Genomic DNA, 25,900 nt, shown 5'->3' with positions numbered 1-25,900 from the left:
CGATGGCGAATACAAGTGAACGTACGATCGAAGTCAACGGCCGCAGCTACCGGCTGCCCTCGCAACCGACGGTGGTGGTGTGCGTCGACGGCTGCGAATTCGATTATCTCGAAGCGGCGGTCGCGGCGGGCGTCGCGCCGTTCATCGGCAAGATGCTCAAGGGCGGCAGCGCTTTCAAGGGCGACTGCGTGATCCCGTCGTTCACCAACCCGAACAATCTGTCGATTGTGTGCGGCGTGCCGCCTTCGGTGCACGGCATCTGCGGCAATTACTTCTGGGATCCGGACGCGAACGGTGGCGAAGGCGCGGAAGTGATGATGAACGACCCCGCGTATCTGCGCGCGGGCACCTTGCTCGCCGCTGCCGCCGAAGCCGGCGCCGCGGTCGCCGTGGTCACCGCGAAAGACAAGTTGCGCCGGCTGCTCGGCTGGCAGTTGAAGGGCATCTGCTTCTCGGCGGAGAAAGCCGACAAGGTGTCGCTCGAAGAAAACGGTATCGGCGACGTGCTCGATCTGGTCGGCTTGCCGGTGCCCGATGTGTATAGCGCGGGGCTGTCCGAATTCGTGTTCGCCGCCGGCGTGCGGCTCGCGCAAACGCGCCAACTCGACCTGATGTATCTGTCGACGACCGACTACATCCAGCACAAGTGGGCGCCGGGCACCGAGGGCGCGAACGCGTTCTACGCGATGATGGACGGCTACCTCGCGAAGCTCGATGCGCTCGGCTGGGTGATCGGCCTGACCGCCGACCACGGCATGAACGCGAAGCACGATCCGCAGACCGGCGAGCCGAACGTGATCTATCTGCAGGACGTGCTGGACGACTGGCTCGGCGCCGGCCGCGCGCGCGTCATTCTGCCGATCACGGATCCTTATGTGGTGCATCACGGCGCGCTCGGCTCGTTCGCGACGATTTATCTGCCGCGCGATGTCAGTGTCGCGCAGGTGATCGAGCGGATCGGCGGCTTGCAGGGAATCGATACCGTGCTCGACAATCGGGCGGCGTGCGAGCGCTTCGAACTGCCGAACGACCGCGTCGGCGATATCGTCGTGGTCAGCACGAAGCATGTCGTGCTCGGCACGCGGCGCGCTGAACACGATCTGTCCGGGCTCACGGTGCCGCTGCGCTCGCATGGCGGGATTTCCGAGCAGGAAGTTCCGCTGCTGTTCAATCGGCGTGTCGATGCGTTGCCGTCCAGTCGTGGTGATGGCGGCAAGAGGCTGCGCAACTTCGATATCTTCGACATCGCCCTGAATCGCGTGTCGTCATCATGAACGCCGTGCTGCGGGACCATCCGGCTTTTCGGGCGGAAGCGCTGCGGCTCAAAGGCGAGCGCGTGACACGCTCGCGCACGCTCGATGTGTTCGATCCTTATACGGGAACGCGCGTGGGCACGGTCCCGCTGGCGAGCGTCGACGACGTGCGCGCTGCGTTCGAGTATGCGGCGGCCTATCAGGTGCAGCTCACGCGTTATGAACGCTCGCAGATTCTGGAGCGCGCGGCGGCGCTCATGCGCGAGCGGACCGAAGAGGCGTCGGACCTGATTTCGCTTGAATCCGGTTTGTCGAAGCAGGACTCGCGTTATGAGATTGGCCGCGTGGCCGATGTATTCAAGTTCGCGTCGATCGAAGCGTTGCGTGACGACGGGCAGAGCTTCTCCTGCGATCTGACGCCGCATGGCAAGAAACGGCGCGTGTTTTCGCAGCGCGAACCGCTGGCGGGCGTGATCGTCGCGATTACGCCGTTCAACCATCCGATGAACCAGGTCGCGCACAAGATCGCGCCGGCCGTGGCGACGAACAATCGGGTGGTGCTGAAGCCTTCGGAAAAGGTGCCGCTCTCTGCGCTATATCTCGCCGACGTTCTGTACGAAGCCGGCTTGCCCGCGCCGATGCTACAGGTGCTGACCGGCGATCCGCGCGAAATCGCCGATGAGTTGATCACGCATCCATTGGCGGAACTCGTCACGTTCACGGGCGGCGTGGCGATCGGCAAATACATCGCGGGCAAGGCGGCGTACCGGCGCGTCGTGCTGGAACTGGGCGGCAACGATCCGCTGATCGTGCTCGACGACGCCGATCTCGAACGCGCGGCGACGCTCGCCGTGCAGGGCTCGTATAAGAACTCCGGGCAGCGCTGTACCGCGGTCAAGCGGATGCTCGTGCAAAAGAGCATCGCCGCGGATTTCACCGATCTGGTCGTCGAGAAGACGCGCGCATGGTCGTTCGGCGATCCGTTCGATGCATCGAATCAGATGGGCACTGTGATCGACGTCGCCGCGGCGCAGCTTTTCGAAGCGCGCGTGAATGAAGCGGTGGCGAGCGGGGCGCGTCTGCGCATTGGCAATCAGCGCGAGGGCGCGTTGTATGCGCCGACGGTGCTGGACGGCGTCGATCCGTCGATGACGCTGGTGCGCGAGGAAACCTTTGGACCGGTGTCGCCGATCATCACCTTCGACACGCTCGACGACGCCATCCGCATCAGCAATGGCACGCCGTTCGGGTTGTCGTCGGGTGTGTGCACGAACCGGCAGGATGCGATCACGCGCTTCATCAACGAATTGCGCGTGGGGACGGTCAACGTGTGGGAAGTGCCCGGCTACCGGCTCGAGTTGACGCCGTTCGGCGGCATCAAGGACTCGGGGCTTGGCTATAAGGAAGGTGTTCAGGAAGCGATGAAAAGCTTCACCAATCTGAAGACCTTTTCATTACCGTGGGAGTAATAGCGTGGCATTGAATGTGAAGGATATCCGTTCGCTGTTCGAGCAATACGGCAAGCTGGCTTATAGCGGCGAGCCGGTGACGCAACTCGAACATGCGTTGCAGAGCGGCTTATTGGCGGAACAGGCCGGCGCCGACGAGGAACTGGTTGCTGCGGCGTTTCTGCACGACCTCGGGCACCTGCTCAATCTGCAAGGTGAGACGCCGACGGAGCGCGGCATCGACGATCTGCATCAGTACTTCGCGCTGCCGTTTCTGCGGCCGGTTTTGTCGGACGCGGTATTGGAGCCGATCCGTTTGCACGTCGACGCCAAGCGCTGCCTGTGCGCGATCGACGAGGCGTATTTCGGCCAGCTTTCCGCCGATTCGGTGCGGAGTCTGGAATTGCAGGGTGGCATTTTCAGCAAGGAGGAGGCCGAGGCGTTCCTGCAGAAGCCCTACGCGGAAGACGCATTGCGTCTGCGCAGATGGGACGATCTCGCCAAGGAAGAGAACCGCACGACGCCGGATATCGATCACTATTTGGATGTTGTCGAACGGGTGATGCTTAAGCACGCGGCTGTTTGATTGTGCTTTCGGGGTCGTTAGCGGTAACGCGGTTTTCGGTCCTTTTTGCACTTGCTGGTCTTCCGGTTTTATTGCCATTCTCGCGCCGTTTCTGGCGCAATCCATGCGTATCGAAATAACGCTTGCAAGGCGGAGTGGGGCTCGCTAGAATCTCGCTCTTTCGTGCTCCGGACAGCGGGGCACGGGAGGCGGGAGAGCCAGCAGTGGCAAGGCTTCCAGCGAAGTGGGCAGGTTCAGGAAGTTGGAAAAACCTGTTGACGGCGTAGCGGAAGTTCTTCATAATCTCGTTTCTCTGCTGCAGATGCAGCGACGCAGAACGAAGCGGTGCCGGGTGGTTGAAGTGTGGTGCTGGTTTGGTAGTGAATGCGTAACCGATCTTTAAAAATTAACAGCCGATAAGTGTGGGCGCTTGATGCGCGACGCGAGGCGGATCCTCCGGGGTCTGCCGCAAAGCGAAAGTATCAAGTCTCACACAGTAATGAAAGGAAGGTTTTTTCATCGCGAGATGGAAAGATCATTCGTCAGTACGTTGAGTGAGCGACCGGTTCTTAACTGAACCGAAAACAGTAACAGGTTTGAACTGAAGAGTTTGATCCTGGCTCAGATTGAACGCTGGCGGCATGCCTTACACATGCAAGTCGAACGGCAGCACGGGGGCAACCCTGGTGGCGAGTGGCGAACGGGTGAGTAATACATCGGAACGTGTCCTGTAGTGGGGGATAGCCCGGCGAAAGCCGGATTAATACCGCATGCGATCTGCGGATGAAAGCGGGGGATCTTCGGACCTCGCGCTGCAGGGGCGGCCGATGGCAGATTAGCTAGTTGGTGGGGTAAAGGCCTACCAAGGCGACGATCTGTAGCTGGTCTGAGAGGACGACCAGCCACACTGGGACTGAGACACGGCCCAGACTCCTACGGGAGGCAGCAGTGGGGAATTTTGGACAATGGGGGCAACCCTGATCCAGCAATGCCGCGTGTGTGAAGAAGGCCTTCGGGTTGTAAAGCACTTTTGTCCGGAAAGAAATCCTCTGCCCTAATACGGCGGGGGGATGACGGTACCGGAAGAATAAGCACCGGCTAACTACGTGCCAGCAGCCGCGGTAATACGTAGGGTGCAAGCGTTAATCGGAATTACTGGGCGTAAAGCGTGCGCAGGCGGTTCGCTAAGACAGATGTGAAATCCCCGGGCTTAACCTGGGAACTGCATTTGTGACTGGCGGGCTAGAGTATGGCAGAGGGGGGTAGAATTCCACGTGTAGCAGTGAAATGCGTAGAGATGTGGAGGAATACCGATGGCGAAGGCAGCCCCCTGGGCCAATACTGACGCTCATGCACGAAAGCGTGGGGAGCAAACAGGATTAGATACCCTGGTAGTCCACGCCCTAAACGATGTCAACTAGTTGTCGGGTCTTCATTGACTTGGTAACGTAGCTAACGCGTGAAGTTGACCGCCTGGGGAGTACGGTCGCAAGATTAAAACTCAAAGGAATTGACGGGGACCCGCACAAGCGGTGGATGATGTGGATTAATTCGATGCAACGCGAAAAACCTTACCTACCCTTGACATGTATGGAATCCTGCTGAGAGGTGGGAGTGCCCGAAAGGGAGCCATAACACAGGTGCTGCATGGCTGTCGTCAGCTCGTGTCGTGAGATGTTGGGTTAAGTCCCGCAACGAGCGCAACCCTTGTCCCTAGTTGCTACGCAAGAGCACTCTAGGGAGACTGCCGGTGACAAACCGGAGGAAGGTGGGGATGACGTCAAGTCCTCATGGCCCTTATGGGTAGGGCTTCACACGTCATACAATGGTCGGAACAGAGGGTCGCCAACCCGCGAGGGGGAGCCAATCCCAGAAAACCGATCGTAGTCCGGATCGCACTCTGCAACTCGAGTGCGTGAAGCTGGAATCGCTAGTAATCGCGGATCAGCATGCCGCGGTGAATACGTTCCCGGGTCTTGTACACACCGCCCGTCACACCATGGGAGTGGGTTTTACCAGAAGTGGCTAGTCTAACCGCAAGGAGGACGGTCACCACGGTAGGATTCATGACTGGGGTGAAGTCGTAACAAGGTAGCCGTATCGGAAGGTGCGGCTGGATCACCTCCTTTCTCGAGCTGGACGTGTCGAACGTTGAGCGCTCACGCTTATCGGCTGTGAAAATGGACAGACTCAGGGGTCTGTAGCTCAGTCGGTTAGAGCACCGTCTTGATAAGGCGGGGGTCGATGGTTCGAATCCATCCAGACCCACCAAAGTCTTGTCTGGTGTGCTGATCGTCTAAAAACCTCTGGGGTATCTGTATGACTGGGGGATTAGCTCAGCTGGGAGAGCACCTGCTTTGCAAGCAGGGGGTCGTCGGTTCGATCCCGTCATCCTCCACCAATCCTCAATGCCGGTTTTACTGCGGCAGACCTTGAAAGGGGTTTGCGGTGTAGTGAAACAGGCATTGGCGATTGAGCCAGTCAGAGTGACATGAAACAGGGTTTTATGTCGGCTGTCGTTCTTTAACAATCAGGAAGAAGTAGTAAAGAGATTCACGAAAGCATACTTAGAGATGGGTGTGCGAGTAGGTGAATCAGGGTTGTGATTGTATCAATGTATGAAAAGAGAGATCGAAAGATCGCTTTTGGAATACGGCGCAACACGAATACTCAACCTGTAGCGGGCGTGGCGAGCGTGTGATTCCCAGTGGATCACACAGGAGACACACCCGTTATAGGGTCAAGCGAACAAGTGCATGTGGTGGATGCCTTGGCGATCACAGGCGATGAAGGACGCGGTAGCCTGCGAAAAGCGGTGGGGAGCTGGCAAACGAGCTTTGATCCACCGATATCCGAATGGGGAAACCCGGCCCGTATGGGTCATCCATGACTGAATCCATAGGTCATGTGAAGCGAACGCGGTGAACTGAAACATCTAAGTAACCGCAGGAAAAGAAATCAACCGAGATTCCCAGAGTAGTGGCGAGCGAAATGGGACCAGCCTGTACTCTTTATCTTCATTGTTAGTCGAAGGCTCTGGAAAGTGCCGCCATAGCAGGTGATAGCCCTGTAGACGAAAACAGCGAGGAAGAACTAGGTGTACGGAAAGTAGGGCGGGACACGTGAAATCCTGTCTGAAGATGGGGGGACCATCCTCCAAGGCTAAATACTCGTGATCGACCGATAGTGAACCAGTACCGTGAGGGAAAGGCGAAAAGAACCCCGGGAGGGGAGTGAAACAGATCCTGAAACCGCATGCATACAAACAGTCGGAGCCTCGCAAGGGGTGACGGCGTACCTTTTGTATAATGGGTCAGCGACTTACATTCAGTGGCAAGCTTAACCGATTAGGGCAGGCGTAGCGAAAGCGAGTCCGAACAGGGCGTTCAGTCGCTGGGTGTAGACCCGAAACCAGGTGATCTATCCATGGCCAGGATGAAGGTGCGGTAACACGTACTGGAGGTCCGAACCCACTAACGTTGAAAAGTTAGGGGATGAGCTGTGGATAGGGGTGAAAGGCTAAACAAACCTGGAAATAGCTGGTTCTCTCCGAAAACTATTTAGGTAGTGCCTCGTGTATCACCTTCGGGGGTAGAGCACTGTCATGGTTGTGGGGTCCATTGCGGATTACTACGCCATAGCAAACTCCGAATACCGAAGAGTGCAATCACGGGAGACAGACATCGGGTGCTAACGTCCGGTGTCAAGAGGGAAACAACCCAGACCGCCAGCTAAGGTCCCCAAATATTGCTAAGTGGGAAACGAAGTGGGAAGGCTAAAACAGTCAGGAGGTTGGCTTAGAAGCAGCCATCCTTTAAAGAAAGCGTAATAGCTCACTGATCGAGTCGTCCTGCGCGGAAGATGTAACGGGGCTAAGCAATATACCGAAGCTGCGGATGCACATTTATGTGCATGGTAGGAGAGCGTTCCGTAAGCCTGCGAAGGTGCACTGGAAAGTGTGCTGGAGGTATCGGAAGTGCGAATGCTGACATGAGTAGCGATAAAGGGGGTGAAAGGCCCCCTCGCCGTAAGCCCAAGGTTTCCTACGCAACGTTCATCGGCGTAGGGTGAGTCGGCCCCTAAGGCGAGGCAGAAATGCGTAGCTGATGGGAAGCAGGTTAATATTCCTGCACCATTGTTGAATGCGATGGGGGGACGGATCGCGGAAGGTTGTCCGGGTGTTGGAAGTCCCGGTCCTTGCATTGGAGAAGGCGCTTTGGCAAATCCGGGCGCGGAATTCAAGGGTGCGAGGCCAGTCGCTCAGGCGACGAAGCAATCGGAAGTGGTTCCAGGAAAAGCCTCTAAGCTTCAGTTCAACAAGACCGTACCGCAAACCGACACAGGTGGGCGAGATGAGTATTCTAAGGCGCTTGAGAGAACTCGGGAGAAGGAACTCGGCAAATTGGTACCGTAACTTCGGGATAAGGTACGCCCCTGTAGCCTGACTGGCCTGCGCCAGAAGGGTGAAGGGGTTGCAATAAACTGGTGGCTGCGACTGTTTAATAAAAACACAGCACTCTGCAAACACGAAAGTGGACGTATAGGGTGTGACGCCTGCCCGGTGCCGGAAGATTAAATGATGGGGTGCAAGCTCTTGATTGAAGTCCCGGTAAACGGCGGCCGTAACTATAACGGTCCTAAGGTAGCGAAATTCCTTGTCGGGTAAGTTCCGACCTGCACGAATGGCGTAACGATGGCCACACTGTCTCCTCCCGAGACTCAGCGAAGTTGAAGTGTTTGTGATGATGCAATCTCCCCGCGGCTAGACGGAAAGACCCCATGAACCTTTACTGTAGCTTTGCATTGGACTTTGAACCGGTCTGTGTAGGATAGGTGGGAGGCTTTGAAGCGTGGACGCCAGTCTGCGTGGAGCCATCCTTGAAATACCACCCTGGTTTGTTTGAGGTTCTAACCTTGGTCCGTGATCCGGATCGGGGACAGTGCATGGTAGGCAGTTTGACTGGGGCGGTCTCCTCCCAAAGTGTAACGGAGGAGTACGAAGGTACGCTAGGTACGGTCGGAAATCGTGCTGATAGTGCAATGGCATAAGCGTGCTTAACTGCGAGACCGACAAGTCGAGCAGGTGCGAAAGCAGGTCATAGTGATCCGGTGGTTCTGTATGGAAGGGCCATCGCTCAACGGATAAAAGGTACTCTGGGGATAACAGGCTGATACCGCCCAAGAGTTCATATCGACGGCGGTGTTTGGCACCTCGATGTCGGCTCATCTCATCCTGGGGCTGTAGCCGGTCCCAAGGGTATGGCTGTTCGCCATTTAAAGAGGTACGTGAGCTGGGTTTAAAACGTCGTGAGACAGTTTGGTCCCTATCTGCCGTGGGCGCTGGATATTTGAAGGGGGCTGCTCCTAGTACGAGAGGACCGGAGTGGACGAACCTCTGGTGTACCGGTTGTCACGCCAGTGGCATCGCCGGGTAGCTATGTTCGGAAGAGATAACCGCTGAAAGCATCTAAGCGGGAAACTCGCCTTAAGATGAGATATCCCCGGGGCTTCGAGCCCCTTGAAGGGTCGTTCAAGACCAGGACGTTGATAGGTCAGGTGTGGAAGCGCAGTAATGCGTTAAGCTAACTGATACTAATTGCCCGTAAGGCTTGATCCTATAACAGGTGTGTTTCGTCATGAGTTAGTGCTTCAGCACTTACTCAGGACAACCCCCGAAGGGGGCAGGGCGCTGGAATGACCAGAGGCGCTCGCAGAACGCACGGTTGAGATCAGTGTTGTGCGAATTGATACACACAGACAACACAACCCCAACAGCTTCACCCCTGGTGAGCATCACCAGAAACTACTTCTTCCCGATTGGTTGTGCTGTCCCACAGACAGCATGACAACAAGTCATGCCTGATGACCATAGCGAGTCGGTCCCACCCCTTCCCATCCCGAACAGGACCGTGAAACGACTCCACGCCGATGATAGTGCGGATTACCCGTGTGAAAGTAGGTAATCGTCAGGCTCCCCAGCAGCATCAGAAACCCCACCCAAAAAAGGTGGGGTTTCTGCGTTTACGTGGCCGCAAAAGCCCAGCTTGCTACTCGTCATCCAACAACAGTTGACGTTCAATTCGCCAACAACCATTTCCACTTTCAAACGCCGGCGCAGCATACCGCTGCCGGGCACCGACGCGCGGCAAACAGCACCCACCAACTTCAGGCGTGACACTTACCGCGTCGCAATATCCCCGCCTCCACTCGAGCCAGCAGGCACCACGCCATCGCCAACCCGCGCATCGCCGACTTCCGTGAGCAGCGCCTCATCGCGCGCAATGACTTTCGGAAGATGCGTCCGCAGGAATTCGACCCAGGTCCGCGTCTTCGCATCGATGAACTTACGCGACGGATACAGCGCGTAAATATTCATCTTCTGCGCGGTATATTCCGGCAACACGCGCACCAACGTGCCATCGCGCAATCCGGAAATGGCCGCGTACAGTGGCAGCATGCCAATGCCCATCCCTTCGCGAATCGCCACAATCAGCGACTCGGCGATGTTCACGTGCACCGGTCCATTTACCTCCATCATTTCACTGCCATTTGGCCCGTCTAGCACCCAATCGTGCGGGGGAAACGCTGGCGTGTGCAGGATCAAACACTCGTGGTGCGCCAGATCGGCGGGCTGCTGCGGCGCGCCGTGCGCGCGCACATACGCCGGTGACGCGCACATGATGCTAAAAGTGGTCCCCAGCGGAAGCGACACGAGATCCGAATCAGGCAAAGTGGAGGCGCCGATCACTGCGACGTCCGCGCTACCCTCGAAAAGATCGGGCATACGCTGCGACAACGTCAGTTCGACAGTTACCGCCGAATACAGCGCGCGATAGCGCGAGATGGCCGGCAGCACGTAATGCTGGCCGATGCTGACAAAGCTGTGCATCCGCAAAGCGCCGCTCGGGCGCTCGTGCGCGCAACTGGCTTCTTCTTCTGCGGTGTCGACATCTGCAAGTATCTGCTGACATCGCTCCAGATAACGCTCGCCAGCGGTGGTGAGCGCGAGCCGTCGCGTTGAACGGTTGAGCAACCGAGTCCGCAGATGAGCTTCGAGTTCCGAGACCGCGCGGGACATTGCGCCAGTCGTTGAATTGAGCGACTGCGCGGCGGCGGTAAAACTACCGGCTTCGACCACGCGCACGAACACTCGCATATTTTGTAACGTATCCATCAATCCTTCTTTTTCACGGCTGGTGCCGTATTGTCCGCCTGTCTCGGACGTGCATTGTTGTTCGTTCTGGAAGGGACGTTCCGCCCCTGTCCTCTTAATGCGTGCATCGCATGCTCCTACAATCGGCGCCTTGCCTGCCGGTGCGAGCGGTCTTGTTCTTCGCCGGCGCTTTTTTCAGCGACCAACCGGGGCGCCTTGCTTCCAGATGAAACGCGAACATGCGATCGAACCGACGGCGGAATCCCGCCGCGAGTGGGGCGTCATGTTGCAAACGCTCGGTCCGGCTGTTCGGGATTGGGCGACCAGCGAGGGTCTGGTCTGGTTGCATCTGTTCAAAACGGTTACCGCAGGGCTGTTGGCGTTGGGCATTGCGATGCTGCTGGATCTGCCACAGCCGCGCATCGCGATGACCACCGTGTTCGTGCTGATGCAGCCGTTCAGCGGAATGGTGCTCGCCAAGAGTTTCTACCGGATTCTCGGGACCGCGGTGGGCACGGTCGCTGCGCTGGTGCTTGGCGCACTGTTCGTCCAGCAGCCCGAGTTGTACATGCTCGGCATGATCGGCTGGGTGAGCGCCTGCATTGCGGCAGCGGGCCGGTATCGGCATTTCAGATGGTACGGCTTCGTGCTAGCGGGTTACACCGCTGCGCTGATCGGCATCCCGAACGTGACGGTGCCTCACGACCTGTTTCTGGCGGCGCTCACGCGCGCGGCGGAAGTAGCGGTCGGCATCGTGACCTCGAGCGCGGTCAGTGCGCTGATCGTGCCGCAACGATCCAGCCTTGCACTGCGGCACGCGTTACAAATCCGGTACAGAAATTTTACTGCGTTCACTGCCGATGTGTTGGCTCGCGGCATCGTCCGTGGCCAGTTCGAGCGGCGCTTTGCGGTTCTCGTCGACGAAATCGTCGGGTTCGAGGCGACGCGCACTTTTGCCGCCTTCGAAGATCCGGCCATGCGTTCGCGCAGCCAGCATCTCGGCCGTCTGAACGGCGAGTTCATGGACGCCTGCGCGCGGCTGCATGCACTGCATCAACTGCTCAAGCGTCTGCGCGTGAACGGATCGGCGCCGATCGTCGCGGCGATCAGCCCATACTTCCGCGAGCTGGCCGCACTCATGGCACCGCAGTTCGAGGCCGCTGTGGATGCATCGCGCATGGCCGCCCGCTTGCAGCACTTTCAGGCGAGCTTGCCACGGCGAGTGCGCGAGACGAGAAGGCCGCTGGAAGGGGCGCCCACCGAATCGCTGGCCGACTACGATACGGCGGCAGAACTGCTGTACCGTTTCGTCGATGAATGGATTCGCTACTCGCAGACCTACGCATCTCTGACGCGACGCAAGCTGGGCAGCCACCCACGGGTCAGCAGCCGGTATGTAAGCAAAACGAACAGCTTTGTCGTCGCGTTGACTTTTATCCGCTCGGCTGTGGTCATGGCGATCGCAGGCTGGTTCTGGATCACGACAGACTGGCCGAGCGGTGGCCTTGCGGTCATCGGCGCGGCGCTGGCGTGCGCGCTGACATCCACGGCGCCGAACCCGTCCAGGATGGCCGTGCAGATGGCGGTCGGCACCGTGTTCGCGACCTTGACCGGCTACCTGTTCACTTGCTACGTGTATCCCAACATTGACGGTTTTGCGCTGCTTTGCATGATGCTGGCGCCGGTGCTCGCGTTCGGCGCGTTCATCGCCACGCGCAAGCTCGCGGCGGGGTATGGAATCGGCTTTTCGGTGTTCTTCTGTCTGCTTGCCGGACCTGACAACGTCGTCACCTACGCGCCGGATCTGCTGATCAACAACGGCATTGCGCTTACTGCGTCGATACTGTTGGCGGCGCTTGTCTTCGCGGTCGTTTTCCCCGCGGATATGCCTTGGCTCATCGAGAAAATCATGGGCGATTTGCGCGCGCAAGTCGTGTCCGCGTGCAAGGACGAACTGCCGGGGCTCAATCAACGTTTTCAGTCGAGCACACACGACCTGACTTCCCAGTTGCGCATGCTGTTGACGCGACGCTCCCGGCGCCGTCGCGATGCCTTGCGCTGGATGCTCGCGACGCTCGAAGTGGGTCACGCCGTGATCGATCTGCGCAATGAAGCAGCGCGCGCCGATTACGTGCACGCACTACATCCGCGCTGGACCAGCACCGTCGAGCGCACGCGCGACGACCTCGCGCGGCTCTTTGAGCGGCCCGACACGCGCGGTCTGGAGCGCGCGCTGATATCCGTGCGCGCGGCCACGTGGATTGCGCAGGACGTGCTGCAAACGGTTCATGACGATCGCGACAGGCGTCACGACCTGCAGCGCATCCTGAGCTGCCTGCACTTCATCCGCACGGCGTTGCTCGACAAGGACGCGCCGTTCAATGCACGTTGACCCGATTGGGCGCCACGATCGATTGCGCCCGTCGATCCTTCTGCAGGATGGAAGGATCACTTCCGGGCAGCCCCGTTTATCTGCGGGAACGGCAGCCATATAGTTTTACCACTGCCACGCAGTCCTCCAACGGTCCTTGCGTGGCGGCACCGTAAGTCCTGGAGAACGAAATGAATGTGTTGAAGATTGCCCTGATTGTCTGCTCTTTGTCCGCTGTCGTCGCTCATGCGCAAACGGCGCCGGCCGCCCCGGAACAACAGGTTGCCCAAGCGAATGCGCAGCGCGCGAAGAACGCCGACATGCAAGGCTGCAGCGCCGCACCCGCGATCAAAGCTGAAGAGTGCGTCGGGCCCGTGAGCTTCTGCAACATCTACTTCGGCAGCTAGGAAGCGCCACGCGTCACATTTGAACTACGTGCAAGACCTGTCGCGAACGTTCGACACGCGACGAATCACCTGGCCGCGACGCCGTGCCATCGCGACGCCGCGGCGGGTGCGACACTCTGGCTACTGAGCGAAGCACACCGCAGAAGTGCGCACCGGTAGACTGGACTGCTGACTATGGAGAGGCTCAGTTTCATGTACCAAGACCGGATTCGCTGCGCCGAGCTGCGCGCAAAAATCACATCAGCCGCCGAGGCGGCACTTCTGATTCAGGACGGCATGTGTGTCGGCGCGAGCGGCTTCACGCGCGCGGGCGACGCCAAGGCCGTCCCGGTTGCGCTTGCCGAACGCACGCGTCAGGAAGGCAAGCCGCTGCGCATTACGTTGATGACCGGCGCATCGCTCGGTCACGATGTGGACCGTACGCTCACCGAGGCGCACGTGCTGGCTCGCCGCTTGCCGTTTCAGGTGGACAAGACGCTTCGCGACGCCATCAATCGCGGCGAAGTCATGTTCGTCGATCAGCATCTGTCTGAAACGGTCGAGATGCTGCGCGCCAACCAGCTCGGCAAACTCGACGTCGCCATTATCGAAGCCACTGCGATCACGGAGAGCGGCGGCATTGTGCCGACCACGTCGGTTGGCAATTCGGCGAGTTTCGCGATTCTCGCCGACAAGGTCATCGTCGAAATCAATCTTGCGCAGCCGCTCGCGCTCGAAGGATTGCACGACATCTGGATTCCGGGCCGCAGGCCGCATCGCGAGCCGCTGCCGATCGTTCGTCCGCAAGACCGGGTCGGCACGCCGGCCATCGAGATTCCGCTCGAGAAGATCGCGGCGATCGTCATCACCGATATGGCGGACAGTTCGTCGACGGTGCTGCCGGCGGATACCGAGACCGAATCGATCGCCGGTCATCTGATTGAGTTTTTTCAGCACGAAGTATCGCGCGGACGTATGCCTAAGCGCTTGCCGCCTTTGCAGGCAGGCATCGGCACGATCGCCAACGCCGTGCGGGCCGGTTTCGTCGATTCGCCTTTCGACGCGTTCGAAATTTATTCAGAAGTGCTGCAGGATTCGACCTTCGATCTGCTGGATGCCGGCAAGGTGACATTCGCCTCCGGCGCGTCGATCACGTTGTCGGCCGCGCGCCAGGCGCAGGTGTTCGGCGAACTCGAACGCTATCGCGATCGTCTCGTGTTGCGTCCGCAAGAAGTCAGCAACCATCCCGAAGTGATTCGCCGGCTCGGTCTGATCGCGTTGAATACCGCGCTCGAATTCGACATTTACGGCAACGTGAATTCAACGCATGTGGGCGGCACACACATGATGAACGGCATCGGCGGTTCGGGCGACTTCGCGCGTAACGCGTCGTGCGCGATTTTCGCGACCAAGTCGATGGCAAAGGGCGGCCGCATTTCGAGCATCGTGCCGATGGTGCCGCATTGCGATCACAACGAACACGACGTGGACGTGGTGGTGACGGAGCAGGGGCTCGCCGATTTGCGCGGCCTCGCGCCGCGCGAACGCGCCACGCTGATCATCGAAAATTGCGTGCATCCGCTGTATCGCGATCTGCTGCGCGACTACTACGGGCAAGCATTGAAGGGAGGCGGGCAAACGCCGCATCAATTAGATCAGGCGTTCGCCTGGCATACGCGGCTGCGTGATACCGGCTCGATGTTGCCGGCGAATAAGGCGGAGCTCTAAACGCGGATAGTCGTATTAAGCCGGCGTCAGGTGGCGTTCGCCCCTGACGCCGTAGACGTCAGAAGCCAGGCTCAGGCGCCTCGTCGGACGAGCCGGACAAGAAACAGCAGAATGACCGCGCCGATCACCGCCGTGATGATCGAACCGATCCAGCCGCCGCCCAGCGAAATGTGCAGCACGCCGGCGAGCCAGCCGCCGATGAACGCGCCGACAATCCCGACAATGATGTCGACGATCAGACCGAAGCCGCCGCCCTTGACGAGCACGCCTGCCAGCCAGCCAGCGATCGCGCCGATGATAAGCCATGCAATGATGCCGTGTTCCATAATCGAGACTCCATGGTTGAATGTGAAAAATTCACGGTGACAGAGCTTAGTCGATGGTTATGGGACAGTCCATATTCAGGACGGGGAATTAACGTTGTCTAAATCTATTGCAAATCAAGTGTAGACGATGCGCGCGCATATGGGGGACTTACGCGCTGCGCTTACTCCGGCGTCGGCTCCGCTTCTCTGGCGGTCCAGCTGACGCTGGAGACGCTCTTTTCCATGCTGATGCGGCTGGCCATCTGTTCGAGCTTCGACTGATCCTTGGGATGCATCTTCAGGGTTGCCGTCACACGAATGCGCCCCGGCTCGTTTTCGACGTCCTCGCTCGTCAGGCTTTGAAACGACAGCGGCGTCGAATACATGGAGTTGGAGACGGCGGTACGAATGTGAATCTCGTCGGCTTCCCGGCAGACGATCGTCAACACGTATTCGCGGACCAGGTCGGCGTTGGATACCGGCGTCGCGTTGATCATACGGCTGACTTCGCGCAGCACGGTATTGGTCAGCAGCACGACCAGGGTGCCGGCGAGCGCCGGCCCGTAATGACCCGCGCCGCACAGAACGCCCACCGCGGCCGAGCACCACAAGGTCGCCGCGGTGTTGATCCCCTGAATGGAACCCTTGTCGCGCATGATCACGCCGCCGCCGAGAAAGCCGACGCCGGAGACCACATACGCGGCGATCTGGGTGATGCCCGCCGTGCCGTTGCCGGTCAGCACGCCGAGCGTGACGAACAGGCACGCGCCGCTCGCGACCAGCGTGATGGTGCGCAGGCCGGCATTGCGCTGACGCATCTGCCGTTCGAGGCCGATCGCAACGCCGCAGGCGAAGGCGGCGAGAAGCCGCCAGACGAATTCATTTGTCATCGGTAAAAAAGGTTGAGGCGCGAGTTCGCACAGTGTGAACCTGCCACGTGACAGCGGCACGTCCGTCTTGATGGAACGTGGGCGCGCTCAGGCGTGACCCAACGCGCGAGCAAAGGCTCGCGGCGCTAAAAAGGCAGGCAACGTCTGCATGGCATTCGGCCATGTGGCGCTTCACTGCAATTTCACTGGTAATTTCGCTGGTAAAAAGCGGTTATCAACGACGTGCACCGCCGGCCCGAAGGCAAGACGGCGACAGGAAGACTGGCGCGGAAATCTTGCCGATCAGGCGATCGGGCGAATCGAAGCTCGACGGGTACGACTGCTACTGTCCAAGATCGTGATTCCGGGTAAATGAACTGGGCGGATTTTAGGCATCTCTGTAAAGTTAAGTCAAGCCGCGATCAGCTGAGGCGACCAACGAGTTGCGCGCCATCTTTGGGGAAGTTTCCGCGCTGATGGGAGAATTATTCTCACGTAAATACGGACTCCGAATATTGACGACGTCCATCCCGGAAAACACACTGTCTGCATCACCCGGAACACGTCGCGCGGCCTTAGCGCTCAACTCTGCGTTTCTATATCTCGCGGTCTCGCTCACGCGTCGGTCAGATGCCGTTACGCCGCGATCCGCACGACGTCGTCGTTTTCCGCCGTTCATCCGAATTGAGGACTGTATGAAAGCTAAAACTCTTGGCGTCATCGCCGGCGCGTTGATCGCTGCCGCTCCGCTCATGTCGTCCGCCGCGGGTTTGCCGGCGCCGTTTGAAGGCAGCAGCACGCTGCAGGCAGATGGCGTCGTGAAATCGGTCGATCAGACCAACCATTCGGTCACGGTGCTCGACGCGCAGGGCGGCGAAGCGTCGTTCAACATCACTGACACGCGCAATCTTGCGCAGATCAAGCAAGGCGGCAAGGTGCACATCCGCATGATGCGCAATGCCGTGATCAGCGTCACGCATGGTGTTGACGGTCAAGCCGCGGCGGCTCAGAGCGCGGCGCCGAACACGGTGCAGAGCGTGGCCGCGCAGGTCCAGTCCGTCGACCATGCGTCCGGCATCATGGCGCTCAAAGGCCCGAATGGTTCCGTGTTCCATATCCAGGGCCGCGATCCGGCAAAGATCGCCAGCGTGACGCCGGGCATGCAGGTGGTGGTAGCATTCGCGCCGCAAGTCAGCGTGGCCGTGGCGCCCGCGCAGTAGCGGGCGCCTTCGTCTGGCCTTAATCGGGCTCGCCGGGCACAAGGCGCAAGCGCGTGATTTCGGACGGCGCGCCCAAACGCTTCGGCGGTCCCCAGTAGCCGGTGCCCCGGCTCGTGTACACCCATAGCCCGTTCAGCCGCGCGAGACCAGCGGTGAACGGCTGCTGAAACCGCACGAAGAAATTCCATGGGAAGAACTGGCCGCCATGCGTGTGGCCGGATAGCTGCAGCGTGAAACCGGCTGCGGCGGCGGCTTCGGCTGAGCGCGGCTGGTGGGCGAGCAGCACCTTGATCAGCACGTCGCCAGGCGCGCCTGCCAGCGCCGCGACCGGATCGCTGCGGTGCGCCGGATCATGATGGCCTGCCGAATAATCGGTCACGCCGGCAATCACGGCGCGTGCGCCATCGTGGTCCACGATCACGTGCTCGTTCAGCAGGACGTTCAGTCCCAGGCGCCGGAATTCATCGATCCAGGCGTTGGCGCCCGCGTAGTACTCGTGATTGCCGGTAACGAGAAAAGCACCATGGCGCGCGCTCAACCGTGACAGCGGTTGCGTGTGTTTGGTCAATTGCGGCACGCTGCCGTCCACGATATCGCCCGTGACGGCGATCAGATCTGGCTTGAGGCGATTCACCGCGTCGACGATTGCGTCGACATAGCGGCGTTTGATGGTCGGGCCCACGTGAATGTCGCTGATCTGCACGATCGTGAAGCCTTCGAGCGCGGCTGGCAAGTCGTCGATCGGTACTTCGATCGTCACCACCTTGGCGCGGCGGCGAGCGTTGAAGAGGCCCACGAGCGTGGAGAGCAGCGCGAGCAACGGCACAGCCGCCGCTGAGCCGGTTCGCCAGTGCGCGATGGCGACGGTGTTGGGCCAGATTGCATCGACGGTCAGAAGCGACGCGAGCACGAGGTCGCGCACGAAAGTCAGGACCAGCAGTGACGAGAAGAAACCCATCGCCAGTAGACCGACCCACGCGAGCCGGTCGCCGAGCGGCTGTTGTTTGATCGTACGCGCCAGCATGCCGAGCGGAATCAGAAAGATCGACAGCACGAGCCACAACGCACAGAGCCAACGGCCGGTGGAATCGATCGGCATGTCGGGAATCAGACGCAAGCCTACGTAGATATGTAGCAGGATGCCAATCAGGATGATGCGAACAAAAAACGATGAGCGGCGCATAGAGAGGTTCAGGGCGGGAAGGGGCCGACACAAGCGGACGAGCGGCGGCGGCTCGTCGGCGGCGGCAATCCCGTGGCGAACGAGCCGATCCATTCTACCGAGATGTGCAAACGCGTGCCGGCGCCGCGAAATGCAAGGCACGCACGCCTGACCGTCCGCCTCTGAAGGCGCTGGCGTGGTACTGCATTGCAGCAATCGACGCTGTGGTATATGAGCGGCTCAGTCCGCTGATATGGTCGAATTAAATGGGCTTTGAATTGTGTTCGAGCGTGGACTATTCTCAAATAGAACCGGCTTGTATCACACCTAGGCAAGGGTCACAGCGGAGGCCGCCGCAGTTCGCTAGCGGTTCATTCTGTCGCCGGCAGAGGGCGAGGCAGGAGGCGCATATGAAGCTGCTCAGATCAGGCAACCCGTTCCGCCACGCGCATCATGCGCATCACGTCGGACACGAGGGCAGCCATGTCATGCTGCCGCTCGTGGTCATTTCGCTGATGGCGATCGTTTTGTACTTCAGCGTGCGCAACATCGATTTTTCCGAGTTGGGCAAAAGCGCACTGTTCTATGTCGTGATGCTCAGCGTCGCGCTGGGTATCGCGGGATTGTTCGGGGTCGTCGGGGCGTGGGTTCGGTCCAGCGGTGACGACGCCGAAGAGGGCTTTTGCTTCATTGGTGCTTTGATCGGCGCCGTGGTGTTCTATGTCGCTATCTTCAGCTGAGCGCATCCAACGAGGGCTGTGGCGCCATGCGTCAGACGATCCGCGCGGCTTCGTCGAAGGCAAAGCGCGGGCTGCGCGGAAACAGCTTCGACGGGTCTCCATAGCCCAGATTGATCAGGAAGTTCGACTTCACGGTCGTGCCAGCGAAGAAAGCTTCGTCGACCTTGGCGGCGTCGAAACCCGACATCGCTCCCGTGTCCAGACCGAGCGCGCGCGCGGCGAGAATCAGATAACCGCCTTGCAGCGTTGAATTACGAAATGCGGTGTCGGCGATCGCCTTGTCGTTGCCGGCAAACCAGCTGCGCGCGTCGGCGTGCGGAAACAGCTTTGGCAAGTGCTCATAAAACGCCATGTCCATCCCGACGATCGCCGTGACCGGCGCCGCCATCGTCTTCTCCAGATTGCCGGCCGACAAGGCCGGGCGCAGTTTCTCCTTGCCCTCCCGCGTTCTGACGAACACGAAGCGGCCCGGGCTCGAATTCGCCGAGGTCGGGCCGAGCAGCACGAGTTCGATGAGTTGCTTGAGCACGGCGTCGTCGACCGGTTTTTGCTGCCAGCCGTTATGCGTGCGCGCTTCGCGGAAAAGCTGATCGAGCGCCTGGTCGGAAAGGATCATTTGATTGTTCCTTGAAAGTTGTGTGCGTGAAATGAAAAAGACGGCGCCGGATCAAACCGCAAGCCGCGTGTTAGAGCGTCGTCGTCGTTGCCGCCATAATAGCCAAGGTTCTTATCCGGTCGCCATTGGCGCGCGCTCGTACTCAGGCAATCTCATGACGGATCTCTTTGCGGATTTTTCCGATGCTCTGCCGACCCCCGACGTCGACTGGTATCCCGATTGGCTACCGCCCGAATCAGCGGCGCGGGCCTTGACGCAACTCATCGGCGAAGTCGAATGGCGTCAGGACATGATGGGCACACCCGCCGGCCGCGTGCCGCTGCCGAGGCTGACCGCCTGGCAAGGCGAGCCCGACGCGGTATATGTCTACTCGGGTATTCGCAACGTGCCACAGCCGTGGACGCCATCCGTCGCCGAACTGAAGGCCGCCGTGGAGTCCGTTTGCAACGCGCATTTTAATAGCGTGCTGATCAACCGCTACCGCAGTGGCACTGACAGCATGGGCTGGCATGCGGATCGCGAGCCCGAGCTTGGCGCGCAGCCGGTGATCGCGTCGGTGAGCCTGGGCGTCGCACGCACGTTCGATCTGCGGCATAACAAGACCGGCGTCGTGCAGTCTTTTTCGCTGAAGGGCGGCAGCTTGCTGGTGATGAAGGGCAACACGCAGGCGGATTGGCGGCACCGGGTGCCGAAGGAGCCGCGCGTAGCGGGCGAGCGGATCAATCTGACGTTTCGCTGGGTGACGCCGCGCGCGGGTGTTCGTTGATGCGACGCGCGTTGGCCGGCGGCGGCGTAGCAGAGCCGACAAAGCCGACCAAGCCACCGAGCACGTAAGCGCATAAAAAAGCGCAAAACGCATCATCGCGTCAGACGACGCACCCCAGCCACTTCAACAGCTCATCCCACGTCCACGCCGCAACCGCCACCGCCGCGATACCAAAATTGATATCGCCGACGCGAATCATATGATTGGACCGTTAACGCCCTACACACTACGCTACATCACGATCCACGCACCGTGAGGGCCGCAACGGCCGGACGGGTTTCGATGGATCGGCCTACACAACAACGATCAGGAGACAGTCATGGCGAATACACGACGCGCCGCATGTCGTGCGTTGGGCGCGCTCGCACTCTGCGCGGGCTTCGGTGCGCTGACGCTGACCACGCCGGGCGCCTACGCGCAGGACAAACAGATCACACTGGGTTTTGCGCAGGTCGGTGCGGAAAGCGCATGGCGAACCGCCAACACTGAGTCGGTTAAGTCCGCGGCGGCCGACGCGAAGATCAAGCTCAAATTCTCCGACGCCCAACAGAAGCAGGAAAACCAGATCAAGGCGATCCGCTCCTACATCGCGCAAAAAGTTGACGTGATCGCGTTTTCTCCGGTTGTCGAGTCAGGCTGGGAACCGGTGCTGCGCGAGGCTAAAGCCGCGAAGATTCCGGTGATTCTCACCGACCGCAACATCGATACGAAAGACCCCTCGCTCTACGTGACGATGATCGGCTCGGACTTTTTGGAAGAAGGTCGGCGCGGTGGTCATTGGCTCGCAGATCACTACAAAAATGACCAAGGCCCGATCAACATCGCTGAACTTCAGGGGACGGTCGGATCGGCGCCTGCCAATGACCGACACTCCGGTCTTCTCGAAGTGATCAAGAACGATCCCAAATTCAAGATCATCGCATCGCAAAGCGGCGACTTCACTTTGGCCGGCGGCAAGCAGGTCATGGAAGCGTTTATAAAGACATATGGAAATAAAATAAATGTGGTTTATGCGCATAACGACGATATGGCGCTCGGCGCCATCCAGGCGATGGAAGAGGCCGGCATGCATCCGGGCAAGGACGTCGTCGTCGTTTCGTTCGATGCGACCAAGGGCGGCTTCCAGGCCATGGCCGCGGGCAAGATGAACGTCGACGTGGAGTGCAGTCCGCTGCTGGGGCCGCAATTGATGTCGGCGGTGAAGGACGTCGTGGCCGGCAAGCCGTTGCCCAAGCGTATCCTGACGGAAGAAACGGTCTTCCCGATGAGCGTCGCTGCGCAGACACTGCCGACGCGCAAGTACTGATGTCAATTGATAAGGCTTCCTGACTGCCATAACGGACATCAACGCGCGGGCAAAAAAGCGCAGTAAGGAAGCGCAGTATCGACAGATCGAAAAAAGGTTTCTCCAGTGGTGCCTGGCCGTCCGTCTGCTTGGGCAGCGGGCGGCCTCTTTTCCGCGCCATGCCGGCTGGAGGCCGCTGGAGGCCGCCGAACCACGCACCGCCGATCGAGCGAGGCCAATGACACATTCCGCTTCCAAACCGAATCGGCCAACTGGCGACACCGGCGACGCCCAAGCCACCACCGGCATCGCCGGCGCCGCCGCAACCCGTGCCGACGGCGCCGCGAACGCCGTCGAACCGATTCTCGCCACCGCCGGCGTCAGCAAGACATTCCCCGGCGTGAAGGCGCTGCAGCGGGTCGATTTCCGCCTGTTCCCCGGCGAGATTCACACGCTGATGGGGCAGAACGGCGCGGGCAAATCCACTTTGATCAACGTGCTCACCGGCGTGCTCGCGCCCGACGCCGGCACGATCCGCCTCGGTGGCGAGGTGGTGGCGTTCGCCTCGCCGCAGGAAGCCGAAGCGGCCGGCGTGCGCACGCTGTATCAGGAAGTGAACCTGTGCCCGAACCTCTCCGTGGCGGAGAACATTTTCGCGGGCCGCCAGCCGAGGCGCTTCGGTGCGATCGACTGGCCCGACATCAAGCGGCGGGCGCAAGCCGCACTGGCGCGCCTCGACGTGATGCTCGACGTCACCCGCTCGCTTGACGCCTATCCGATCGCCGTGCAGCAGATGGTGGCCATTGCAAGGGCGCTCTCAGTCGACGCGCGCGTGCTGATCCTCGACGAACCGACCTCGAGCCTCGACGACAGCGAAGTCGCCCAGCTCTTCAAAATACTTCGCCATCTTAAACAATCGGGCATCGCGATTCTGTTCGTCACGCATTTCATCGAGCAGACGTATGCCATTTCCGATCGCATTACGGTAATGCGCAACGGCGAGCGCGAAGGCGAATATCTCGCGCGCGATCTGCCGGCCGATCAGCTGGTGTCGAAGATGGTCGGTCACGAACGCATGAGCGCGCGTTTGCGCGAAGCCGCACATGAAGGGCACGACGCCCATGAAGGGCCGCAAGCCGCGCAGGCGGTCCAGCCGTTCATCGAGCTGCGCGGCGTCGGACGGAGCGGCACGATGCAGCCGATCGACCTCGACGTGCAGCCGGGCCAGATCCTCGGCCTTGCCGGTTTGCTCGGCTCGGGCCGCACGGAAACAGCGCGGCTGCTGTTCGGAGCCGACCGTGCCGACAGCGGCACGATCCTGGTGGAAGGCCGGCCCGTGCGGCTGCGTTCGCCGCGCGACGCGGTACGCCACGGCATCGGCTATTGCGCGGAAGACCGCAAGAAAGAGGGCATCGTTGCCGAACTATCGATCCGCGAGAACATCCTGCTGGCGTTGCAGGCGCGGCGCGGCTGGTGGCGCAAGATCAACCGGCAACGCGCGCGTGACCTGGCCGATCTGTGGATCGAGCGGCTCGGCATCAAGGCCTCGGATGCGGAACAGCCGATCGGCCTGCTGTCCGGCGGCAATCAGCAGAAAGCGCTGCTGGCGCGCTGGCTCGCCACCGATCCCAAGCTGCTGATACTCGACGAACCCACGCGCGGCATCGACGTCGCGGCCAAGTTCGACATCATGGATCGCCTGCTGGCGCTGTGCGCGAGCGGCTTGAGCATCCTGTTCATTTCGTCGGAGATCAGCGAGGTGCTGCGCGTGAGCCATCGCGTGGCGGTATTGCGCGACCGCCGCAAAATCGCCGAAGTGGCCGGCACAGCGTCGAACGAAGACAACATTTATCGACTCATCGCGGGGAGCGGCGAATGAAGCTATCGAACTGGTTCGTGCGCGACGGCGCCGAGCGGCCGTTGATCTGGCCGTGCGTCACGTTGGTGCTGTTGTGCGGGCTGAACCTGTGGGTCAATCCGCATTTCCTGTCGCTGCGCATGCTCGACGGCCATCTGTTCGGCGCGCCGATCGATGTGCTGAATCGCGCCGCGCCGCTCGTGCTCGTCGCCACCGGCATGACACTGGTGATCGCGACGCGTGGCATCGACATTTCGGTCGGTGCGGTGGTGGCGATCGCGGGCGCCGCCGCGGCCACGATACTGGCGACCCAGCCGGCGCCGAGTGGCGGACTGATCGCGCAGGCGCTGGTGGCGGCGTTGATCGTCGGCGTGCTGAGCGGCATGTGGAACGGCTTGCTGGTGTCCTTCGTCGGCATGCAGCCGATCATCGCGACGTTGATCCTGATGGTCGCCGGGCGCGGCATCGCGCAATTGCTGACGGCGGGGCAGATCATTCCGATCGGCGCGCCCGGCTATCTGTTCGTGGGCGGCGGTTACTGGCTCGGCGTGCCATGTTCGGTATGGATCGCCACGGTGGCGGTGCTTGCCACTGCCGCGCTCGTCGAAGGCACGGCGCTCGGGCTGTTCATCCGCGCGATCGGCGTCAATCCGGTCGCCACGCGTCTGGTCGGCTTGCGCTCCAAGGCGCTCGTCTTCGCGGTGTACGGCTTCTCGGGACTGACCGCGGCGATGGCGGGCATTCTCATCAGCTCGAATGTGCGCAGCGCCGACGGCAACAATGCCGGCCTGCTGCTCGAACTCGACGCGATCCTCGCGGTGACGCTCGGCGGCACGTCGCTGCTCGGCGGCCGCTTCAGTCTCGCGGGAACGGTGTTGGGCGCGCTGATCATTCAGACGCTGACCTACACCACGTATTCGATCGGCGTGCCGCCGGAAGCCACGCTCGTCGTCAAGGCGGCCGTGGTGCTCGCGGTGAGCGTGATCCAGTCGCCGGCGGCGCGCGCGCTAGGTATATCGCTTGTCATGCAACGGAGGGTGGCGCGATGAGACGCATCCTCGAAGCCTGGGCTCATATCGTCGATCCGCGCACGCTGCCGATCGCCGTCACGATCCTGCTGTTCTGCGCGCTGTTCGGATTCGGCTCGGTGATGTACACCGGTTTCTTCTCGTGGCAAGTGCTCCTCGATCTGCTGGTCGACAACGCATTCCTGCTGATCGTGGCGATCGGCATGACGTTCGTGATCGTGTCCGGCGGCATCGATCTGTCGGTGGGTTCGGTCGTCGCGCTGACGACCATCGTCGAGGCGGTGCTGTCCGAACACCTGCATTGGCCCGTCTGGGTGATCCTGCCGATCGTGCTGCTGATGGGCACGGTGTTCGGCGCGGTGCAGGGCGCGTTGATTCACTTCTTCCGTTTGCAGGCTTTTATCGTCACGCTGGCCGGCATGTTCTTCGCACGCGGCTTGTGCTTTCTGATCACGACACAGTCGATCACCATCACCGATCCGACGTTCCAGAAGATCTCGGCGTTTCGTCTCGACATCGGCGTCGGCTCCGTCACCGCGAATGTGCTGATCGCGTTCGTCACGCTGCTGGCGGCAATCTATGTGGCGCATTTCACGCGCTTCGGCCGCAACGTCTACGCGATCGGCGGCAACGCGCGCTCAGCGTTGCTGATGGGCTTGCCGGTCGCGCGCACACGCATTGGCGTGTATGCGTTGAGCGGCTTCTGTTCGGCGCTCGGCGGCGCGGTCTTCACGTTCTATGTGCTGTCGGGCTACGGCTTGCAAGGGCAAGGCATGGAGCTCGACGCGATCGCGGCAACCGTAATCGGTGGCACGCTGCTGACAGGCGGCGTCGGTTATGTGATCGGCTCGCTGTTCGGCGTCGGCATTCTCGGCACGATCCAGGCGCTGATCACTTTCGACGGCACGCTCAGTTCGTGGTGGACGCGTATCGTGATCGGCGCATTGCTTTGCGCGTTCTGCCTGTTGCAACGGCTGATCGAGCGTCATGCTAAATCAGTGGGGCGTCCAGGCGGCACTGGCGCGGTCGTGACCGCGGGACGCAAACGCGGGCGCGCGGATGGATCGGCGGCGTCGGATTCGCATGTGATCGGACGCGCGCCGGAGCAGGCTTGAACACGCGCGCTGCCGCGGCTCTCGCGCTATTC

General features: G+C 60.5%; 18 protein-coding genes, 2 tRNA genes and 3 rRNA genes. 18 read left to right on the top strand and 5 right to left on the bottom strand.

What is annotated here, in order from left to right; translation table 11 throughout:
• The first annotated feature begins 2 nt into the window (after nucleotides 1-2).
• The 8 genes from phnA (at nucleotide 3) to rrf (ending at nucleotide 9,238) form a co-directional block, all read left to right on the top strand.
• Complete coding sequence (gene phnA / locus RI103_RS27820) at nucleotides 3-1,274, top strand: phosphonoacetate hydrolase (protein WP_310815701.1); 1,272 nt, start codon at nucleotides 3-5, stop codon at nucleotides 1,272-1,274.
• The gene (phnY, locus tag RI103_RS27815) at nucleotides 1,271-2,722 is read left to right on the top strand and encodes a phosphonoacetaldehyde dehydrogenase (RefSeq protein ID WP_310815699.1); all 1,452 of its coding nucleotides are present in this window, start codon (nucleotides 1,271-1,273) and stop codon (nucleotides 2,720-2,722) included. The genes phnA and phnY overlap by 4 nt, the downstream gene beginning before the upstream one ends.
• A gap of 4 nt (nucleotides 2,723-2,726) precedes the next feature.
• The gene (locus RI103_RS27810) at nucleotides 2,727-3,287 is read left to right on the top strand and encodes a phosphonate degradation HD-domain oxygenase (protein WP_310815698.1); all 561 of its coding nucleotides are present in this window, start codon (nucleotides 2,727-2,729) and stop codon (nucleotides 3,285-3,287) included.
• 577 nt (nucleotides 3,288-3,864) lie between these two features.
• Nucleotides 3,865-5,395, top strand: a 16S ribosomal RNA gene (locus RI103_RS27805).
• A 65-nt stretch (nucleotides 5,396-5,460) separates the two neighbouring features.
• A tRNA-Ile gene (locus RI103_RS27800) sits at nucleotides 5,461-5,537 on the top strand.
• A gap of 54 nt (nucleotides 5,538-5,591) precedes the next feature.
• Nucleotides 5,592-5,667, top strand: a tRNA-Ala gene (locus tag RI103_RS27795).
• 337 nt (nucleotides 5,668-6,004) lie between these two features.
• Nucleotides 6,005-8,883: ribosomal RNA gene (locus RI103_RS27790) — 23S ribosomal RNA — on the top strand.
• Between the two features lie 241 nt (nucleotides 8,884-9,124).
• A 5S ribosomal RNA gene (gene rrf / locus RI103_RS27785) occupies nucleotides 9,125-9,238 on the top strand.
• Together the 16S, 23S and 5S rRNA genes with 2 tRNA genes alongside form the textbook arrangement of a ribosomal RNA operon.
• A gap of 206 nt (nucleotides 9,239-9,444) precedes the next feature.
• On the opposite strand, the gene RI103_RS27780 is transcribed toward rrf, so the two are convergent.
• The gene (locus RI103_RS27780) at nucleotides 9,445-10,440 is read right to left on the bottom strand and encodes a LysR family transcriptional regulator (protein WP_310815697.1); all 996 of its coding nucleotides are present in this window, start codon (nucleotides 10,438-10,440) and stop codon (nucleotides 9,445-9,447) included.
• 205 nt (nucleotides 10,441-10,645) lie between these two features.
• Here RI103_RS27780 and RI103_RS27775 point away from each other — a divergent pair, with 205 nt between their 5' ends.
• The 3 genes from RI103_RS27775 to RI103_RS27765 all read left to right on the top strand — a co-directional run bounded on the left by RI103_RS27775 (nucleotide 10,646) and on the right by RI103_RS27765 (nucleotide 14,904).
• Nucleotides 10,646-12,811 carry an FUSC family protein gene (locus tag RI103_RS27775; RefSeq protein ID WP_310815696.1) on the top strand — a complete coding sequence of 722 codons (2,166 nt, stop codon included), beginning with the start codon at nucleotides 10,646-10,648 and terminating at the stop codon, nucleotides 12,809-12,811.
• A 170-nt stretch (nucleotides 12,812-12,981) separates the two neighbouring features.
• A complete protein-coding gene (locus tag RI103_RS27770) occupies nucleotides 12,982-13,197 on the top strand; it encodes a hypothetical protein (RefSeq protein WP_310815695.1) in 216 nt (71 codons plus the stop codon).
• Between the two features lie 192 nt (nucleotides 13,198-13,389).
• Nucleotides 13,390-14,904: an acetyl-CoA hydrolase/transferase family protein gene (locus RI103_RS27765; RefSeq protein WP_310815694.1), complete on the top strand. Its 1,515-nt coding sequence runs from the start codon at nucleotides 13,390-13,392 to the stop codon at nucleotides 14,902-14,904.
• Between the two features lie 71 nt (nucleotides 14,905-14,975).
• Here RI103_RS27765 and RI103_RS27760 read toward each other — a convergent pair whose 3' ends face one another.
• Nucleotides 14,976-15,230 (bottom strand): GlsB/YeaQ/YmgE family stress response membrane protein, encoded by a 255-nt coding sequence (locus RI103_RS27760; RefSeq protein ID WP_134965407.1) that lies wholly within the window; start codon nucleotides 15,228-15,230, stop codon nucleotides 14,976-14,978.
• Nucleotides 15,231-15,391: 161 nt separating this feature from the next.
• Nucleotides 15,392-16,099 carry an MgtC/SapB family protein gene (locus RI103_RS27755; RefSeq protein ID WP_310815693.1) on the bottom strand — a complete coding sequence of 236 codons (708 nt, stop codon included), beginning with the start codon at nucleotides 16,097-16,099 and terminating at the stop codon, nucleotides 15,392-15,394.
• A gap of 674 nt (nucleotides 16,100-16,773) precedes the next feature.
• Here RI103_RS27755 and RI103_RS27750 point away from each other — a divergent pair.
• On the top strand, nucleotides 16,774-17,298 hold the full coding sequence (locus tag RI103_RS27750) for a hypothetical protein (protein WP_310815692.1): 525 nt from the start codon (nucleotides 16,774-16,776) through the stop codon (nucleotides 17,296-17,298).
• A 19-nt stretch (nucleotides 17,299-17,317) separates the two neighbouring features.
• Here RI103_RS27750 and RI103_RS27745 read toward each other — a convergent pair whose 3' ends face one another.
• Entirely contained in the window at nucleotides 17,318-18,481 is a 1,164-nt protein-coding gene (locus RI103_RS27745; protein ID WP_310815691.1) for a metallophosphoesterase, read from the bottom strand.
• A gap of 389 nt (nucleotides 18,482-18,870) precedes the next feature.
• Here RI103_RS27745 and RI103_RS27740 point away from each other — a divergent pair, with 389 nt between their 5' ends.
• A complete protein-coding gene (locus RI103_RS27740; protein WP_310815690.1) occupies nucleotides 18,871-19,200 on the top strand; it encodes a hypothetical protein in 330 nt (109 codons plus the stop codon).
• Between the two features lie 31 nt (nucleotides 19,201-19,231).
• On the opposite strand, the gene RI103_RS27735 is transcribed toward RI103_RS27740, so the two are convergent.
• Entirely contained in the window at nucleotides 19,232-19,816 is a 585-nt protein-coding gene (locus tag RI103_RS27735) for a malonic semialdehyde reductase (RefSeq protein WP_310815689.1), read from the bottom strand.
• 154 nt (nucleotides 19,817-19,970) lie between these two features.
• Here RI103_RS27735 and RI103_RS27730 point away from each other — a divergent pair, with 154 nt between their 5' ends.
• The 5 genes from RI103_RS27730 to yjfF all read left to right on the top strand — a co-directional run bounded on the left by RI103_RS27730 (nucleotide 19,971) and on the right by yjfF (nucleotide 25,868).
• A complete protein-coding gene (locus RI103_RS27730; RefSeq protein ID WP_310815688.1) occupies nucleotides 19,971-20,582 on the top strand; it encodes an alpha-ketoglutarate-dependent dioxygenase AlkB in 612 nt (203 codons plus the stop codon).
• A 319-nt stretch (nucleotides 20,583-20,901) separates the two neighbouring features.
• Nucleotides 20,902-21,888 (top strand): ABC transporter substrate-binding protein, encoded by a 987-nt coding sequence (locus RI103_RS27725; protein WP_310815687.1) that lies wholly within the window; start codon nucleotides 20,902-20,904, stop codon nucleotides 21,886-21,888.
• A 217-nt stretch (nucleotides 21,889-22,105) separates the two neighbouring features.
• The gene (locus tag RI103_RS27720) at nucleotides 22,106-23,746 is read left to right on the top strand and encodes a sugar ABC transporter ATP-binding protein (protein WP_310815685.1); all 1,641 of its coding nucleotides are present in this window, start codon (nucleotides 22,106-22,108) and stop codon (nucleotides 23,744-23,746) included.
• Nucleotides 23,743-24,774: an ABC transporter permease gene (locus RI103_RS27715; protein ID WP_310815684.1), complete on the top strand. Its 1,032-nt coding sequence runs from the start codon at nucleotides 23,743-23,745 to the stop codon at nucleotides 24,772-24,774. The genes RI103_RS27720 and RI103_RS27715 overlap by 4 nt, the downstream gene beginning before the upstream one ends.
• Nucleotides 24,771-25,868: a galactofuranose ABC transporter, permease protein YjfF gene (yjfF, locus tag RI103_RS27710; protein ID WP_310815683.1), complete on the top strand. Its 1,098-nt coding sequence runs from the start codon at nucleotides 24,771-24,773 to the stop codon at nucleotides 25,866-25,868. The genes RI103_RS27715 and yjfF overlap by 4 nt, the downstream gene beginning before the upstream one ends.
• Nucleotides 25,869-25,900: the final 32 nt, after the last annotated feature.

It is taken from the genome of Paraburkholderia sp. FT54 (assembly GCF_031585635.1).
Taxonomy (GTDB): Bacteria; Pseudomonadota; Gammaproteobacteria; order Burkholderiales; family Burkholderiaceae; genus Paraburkholderia.
The sequence above is the reverse complement of the archived record's forward strand: the minus strand, read 5'-3'. Positions and strand labels throughout refer to the sequence as shown.

Coding starts and splice junctions, on each gene's coding strand:
- RI103_RS27775 (WP_310815696.1), top strand. CDS start 10,646: ATGAAACGCGAACATGCGATCGAACCGACGGCGGAATCCCGCCGCGAG.
- RI103_RS27770 (WP_310815695.1), top strand. CDS start 12,982: ATGAATGTGTTGAAGATTGCCCTGATTGTCTGCTCTTTGTCCGCTGTC.
- RI103_RS27750 (WP_310815692.1), top strand. CDS start 16,774: ATGAAAGCTAAAACTCTTGGCGTCATCGCCGGCGCGTTGATCGCTGCC.
- RI103_RS27755 (WP_310815693.1), bottom strand. CDS start 16,099: ATGACAAATGAATTCGTCTGGCGGCTTCTCGCCGCCTTCGCCTGCGGC.
- RI103_RS27780 (WP_310815697.1), bottom strand. CDS start 10,440: ATGGATACGTTACAAAATATGCGAGTGTTCGTGCGCGTGGTCGAAGCC.
- phnY (WP_310815699.1), top strand. CDS start 1,271: ATGAACGCCGTGCTGCGGGACCATCCGGCTTTTCGGGCGGAAGCGCTG.
- RI103_RS27740 (WP_310815690.1), top strand. CDS start 18,871: ATGAAGCTGCTCAGATCAGGCAACCCGTTCCGCCACGCGCATCATGCG.
- RI103_RS27725 (WP_310815687.1), top strand. CDS start 20,902: ATGGCGAATACACGACGCGCCGCATGTCGTGCGTTGGGCGCGCTCGCA.
- RI103_RS27765 (WP_310815694.1), top strand. CDS start 13,390: ATGTACCAAGACCGGATTCGCTGCGCCGAGCTGCGCGCAAAAATCACA.
- RI103_RS27720 (WP_310815685.1), top strand. CDS start 22,106: ATGACACATTCCGCTTCCAAACCGAATCGGCCAACTGGCGACACCGGC.
- yjfF (WP_310815683.1), top strand. CDS start 24,771: ATGAGACGCATCCTCGAAGCCTGGGCTCATATCGTCGATCCGCGCACG.
- RI103_RS27715 (WP_310815684.1), top strand. CDS start 23,743: ATGAAGCTATCGAACTGGTTCGTGCGCGACGGCGCCGAGCGGCCGTTG.
- RI103_RS27730 (WP_310815688.1), top strand. CDS start 19,971: ATGACGGATCTCTTTGCGGATTTTTCCGATGCTCTGCCGACCCCCGAC.
- RI103_RS27735 (WP_310815689.1), bottom strand. CDS start 19,816: ATGATCCTTTCCGACCAGGCGCTCGATCAGCTTTTCCGCGAAGCGCGC.
- RI103_RS27760 (WP_134965407.1), bottom strand. CDS start 15,230: ATGGAACACGGCATCATTGCATGGCTTATCATCGGCGCGATCGCTGGC.
- phnA (WP_310815701.1), top strand. CDS start 3: ATGGCGAATACAAGTGAACGTACGATCGAAGTCAACGGCCGCAGCTAC.
- RI103_RS27745 (WP_310815691.1), bottom strand. CDS start 18,481: ATGCGCCGCTCATCGTTTTTTGTTCGCATCATCCTGATTGGCATCCTG.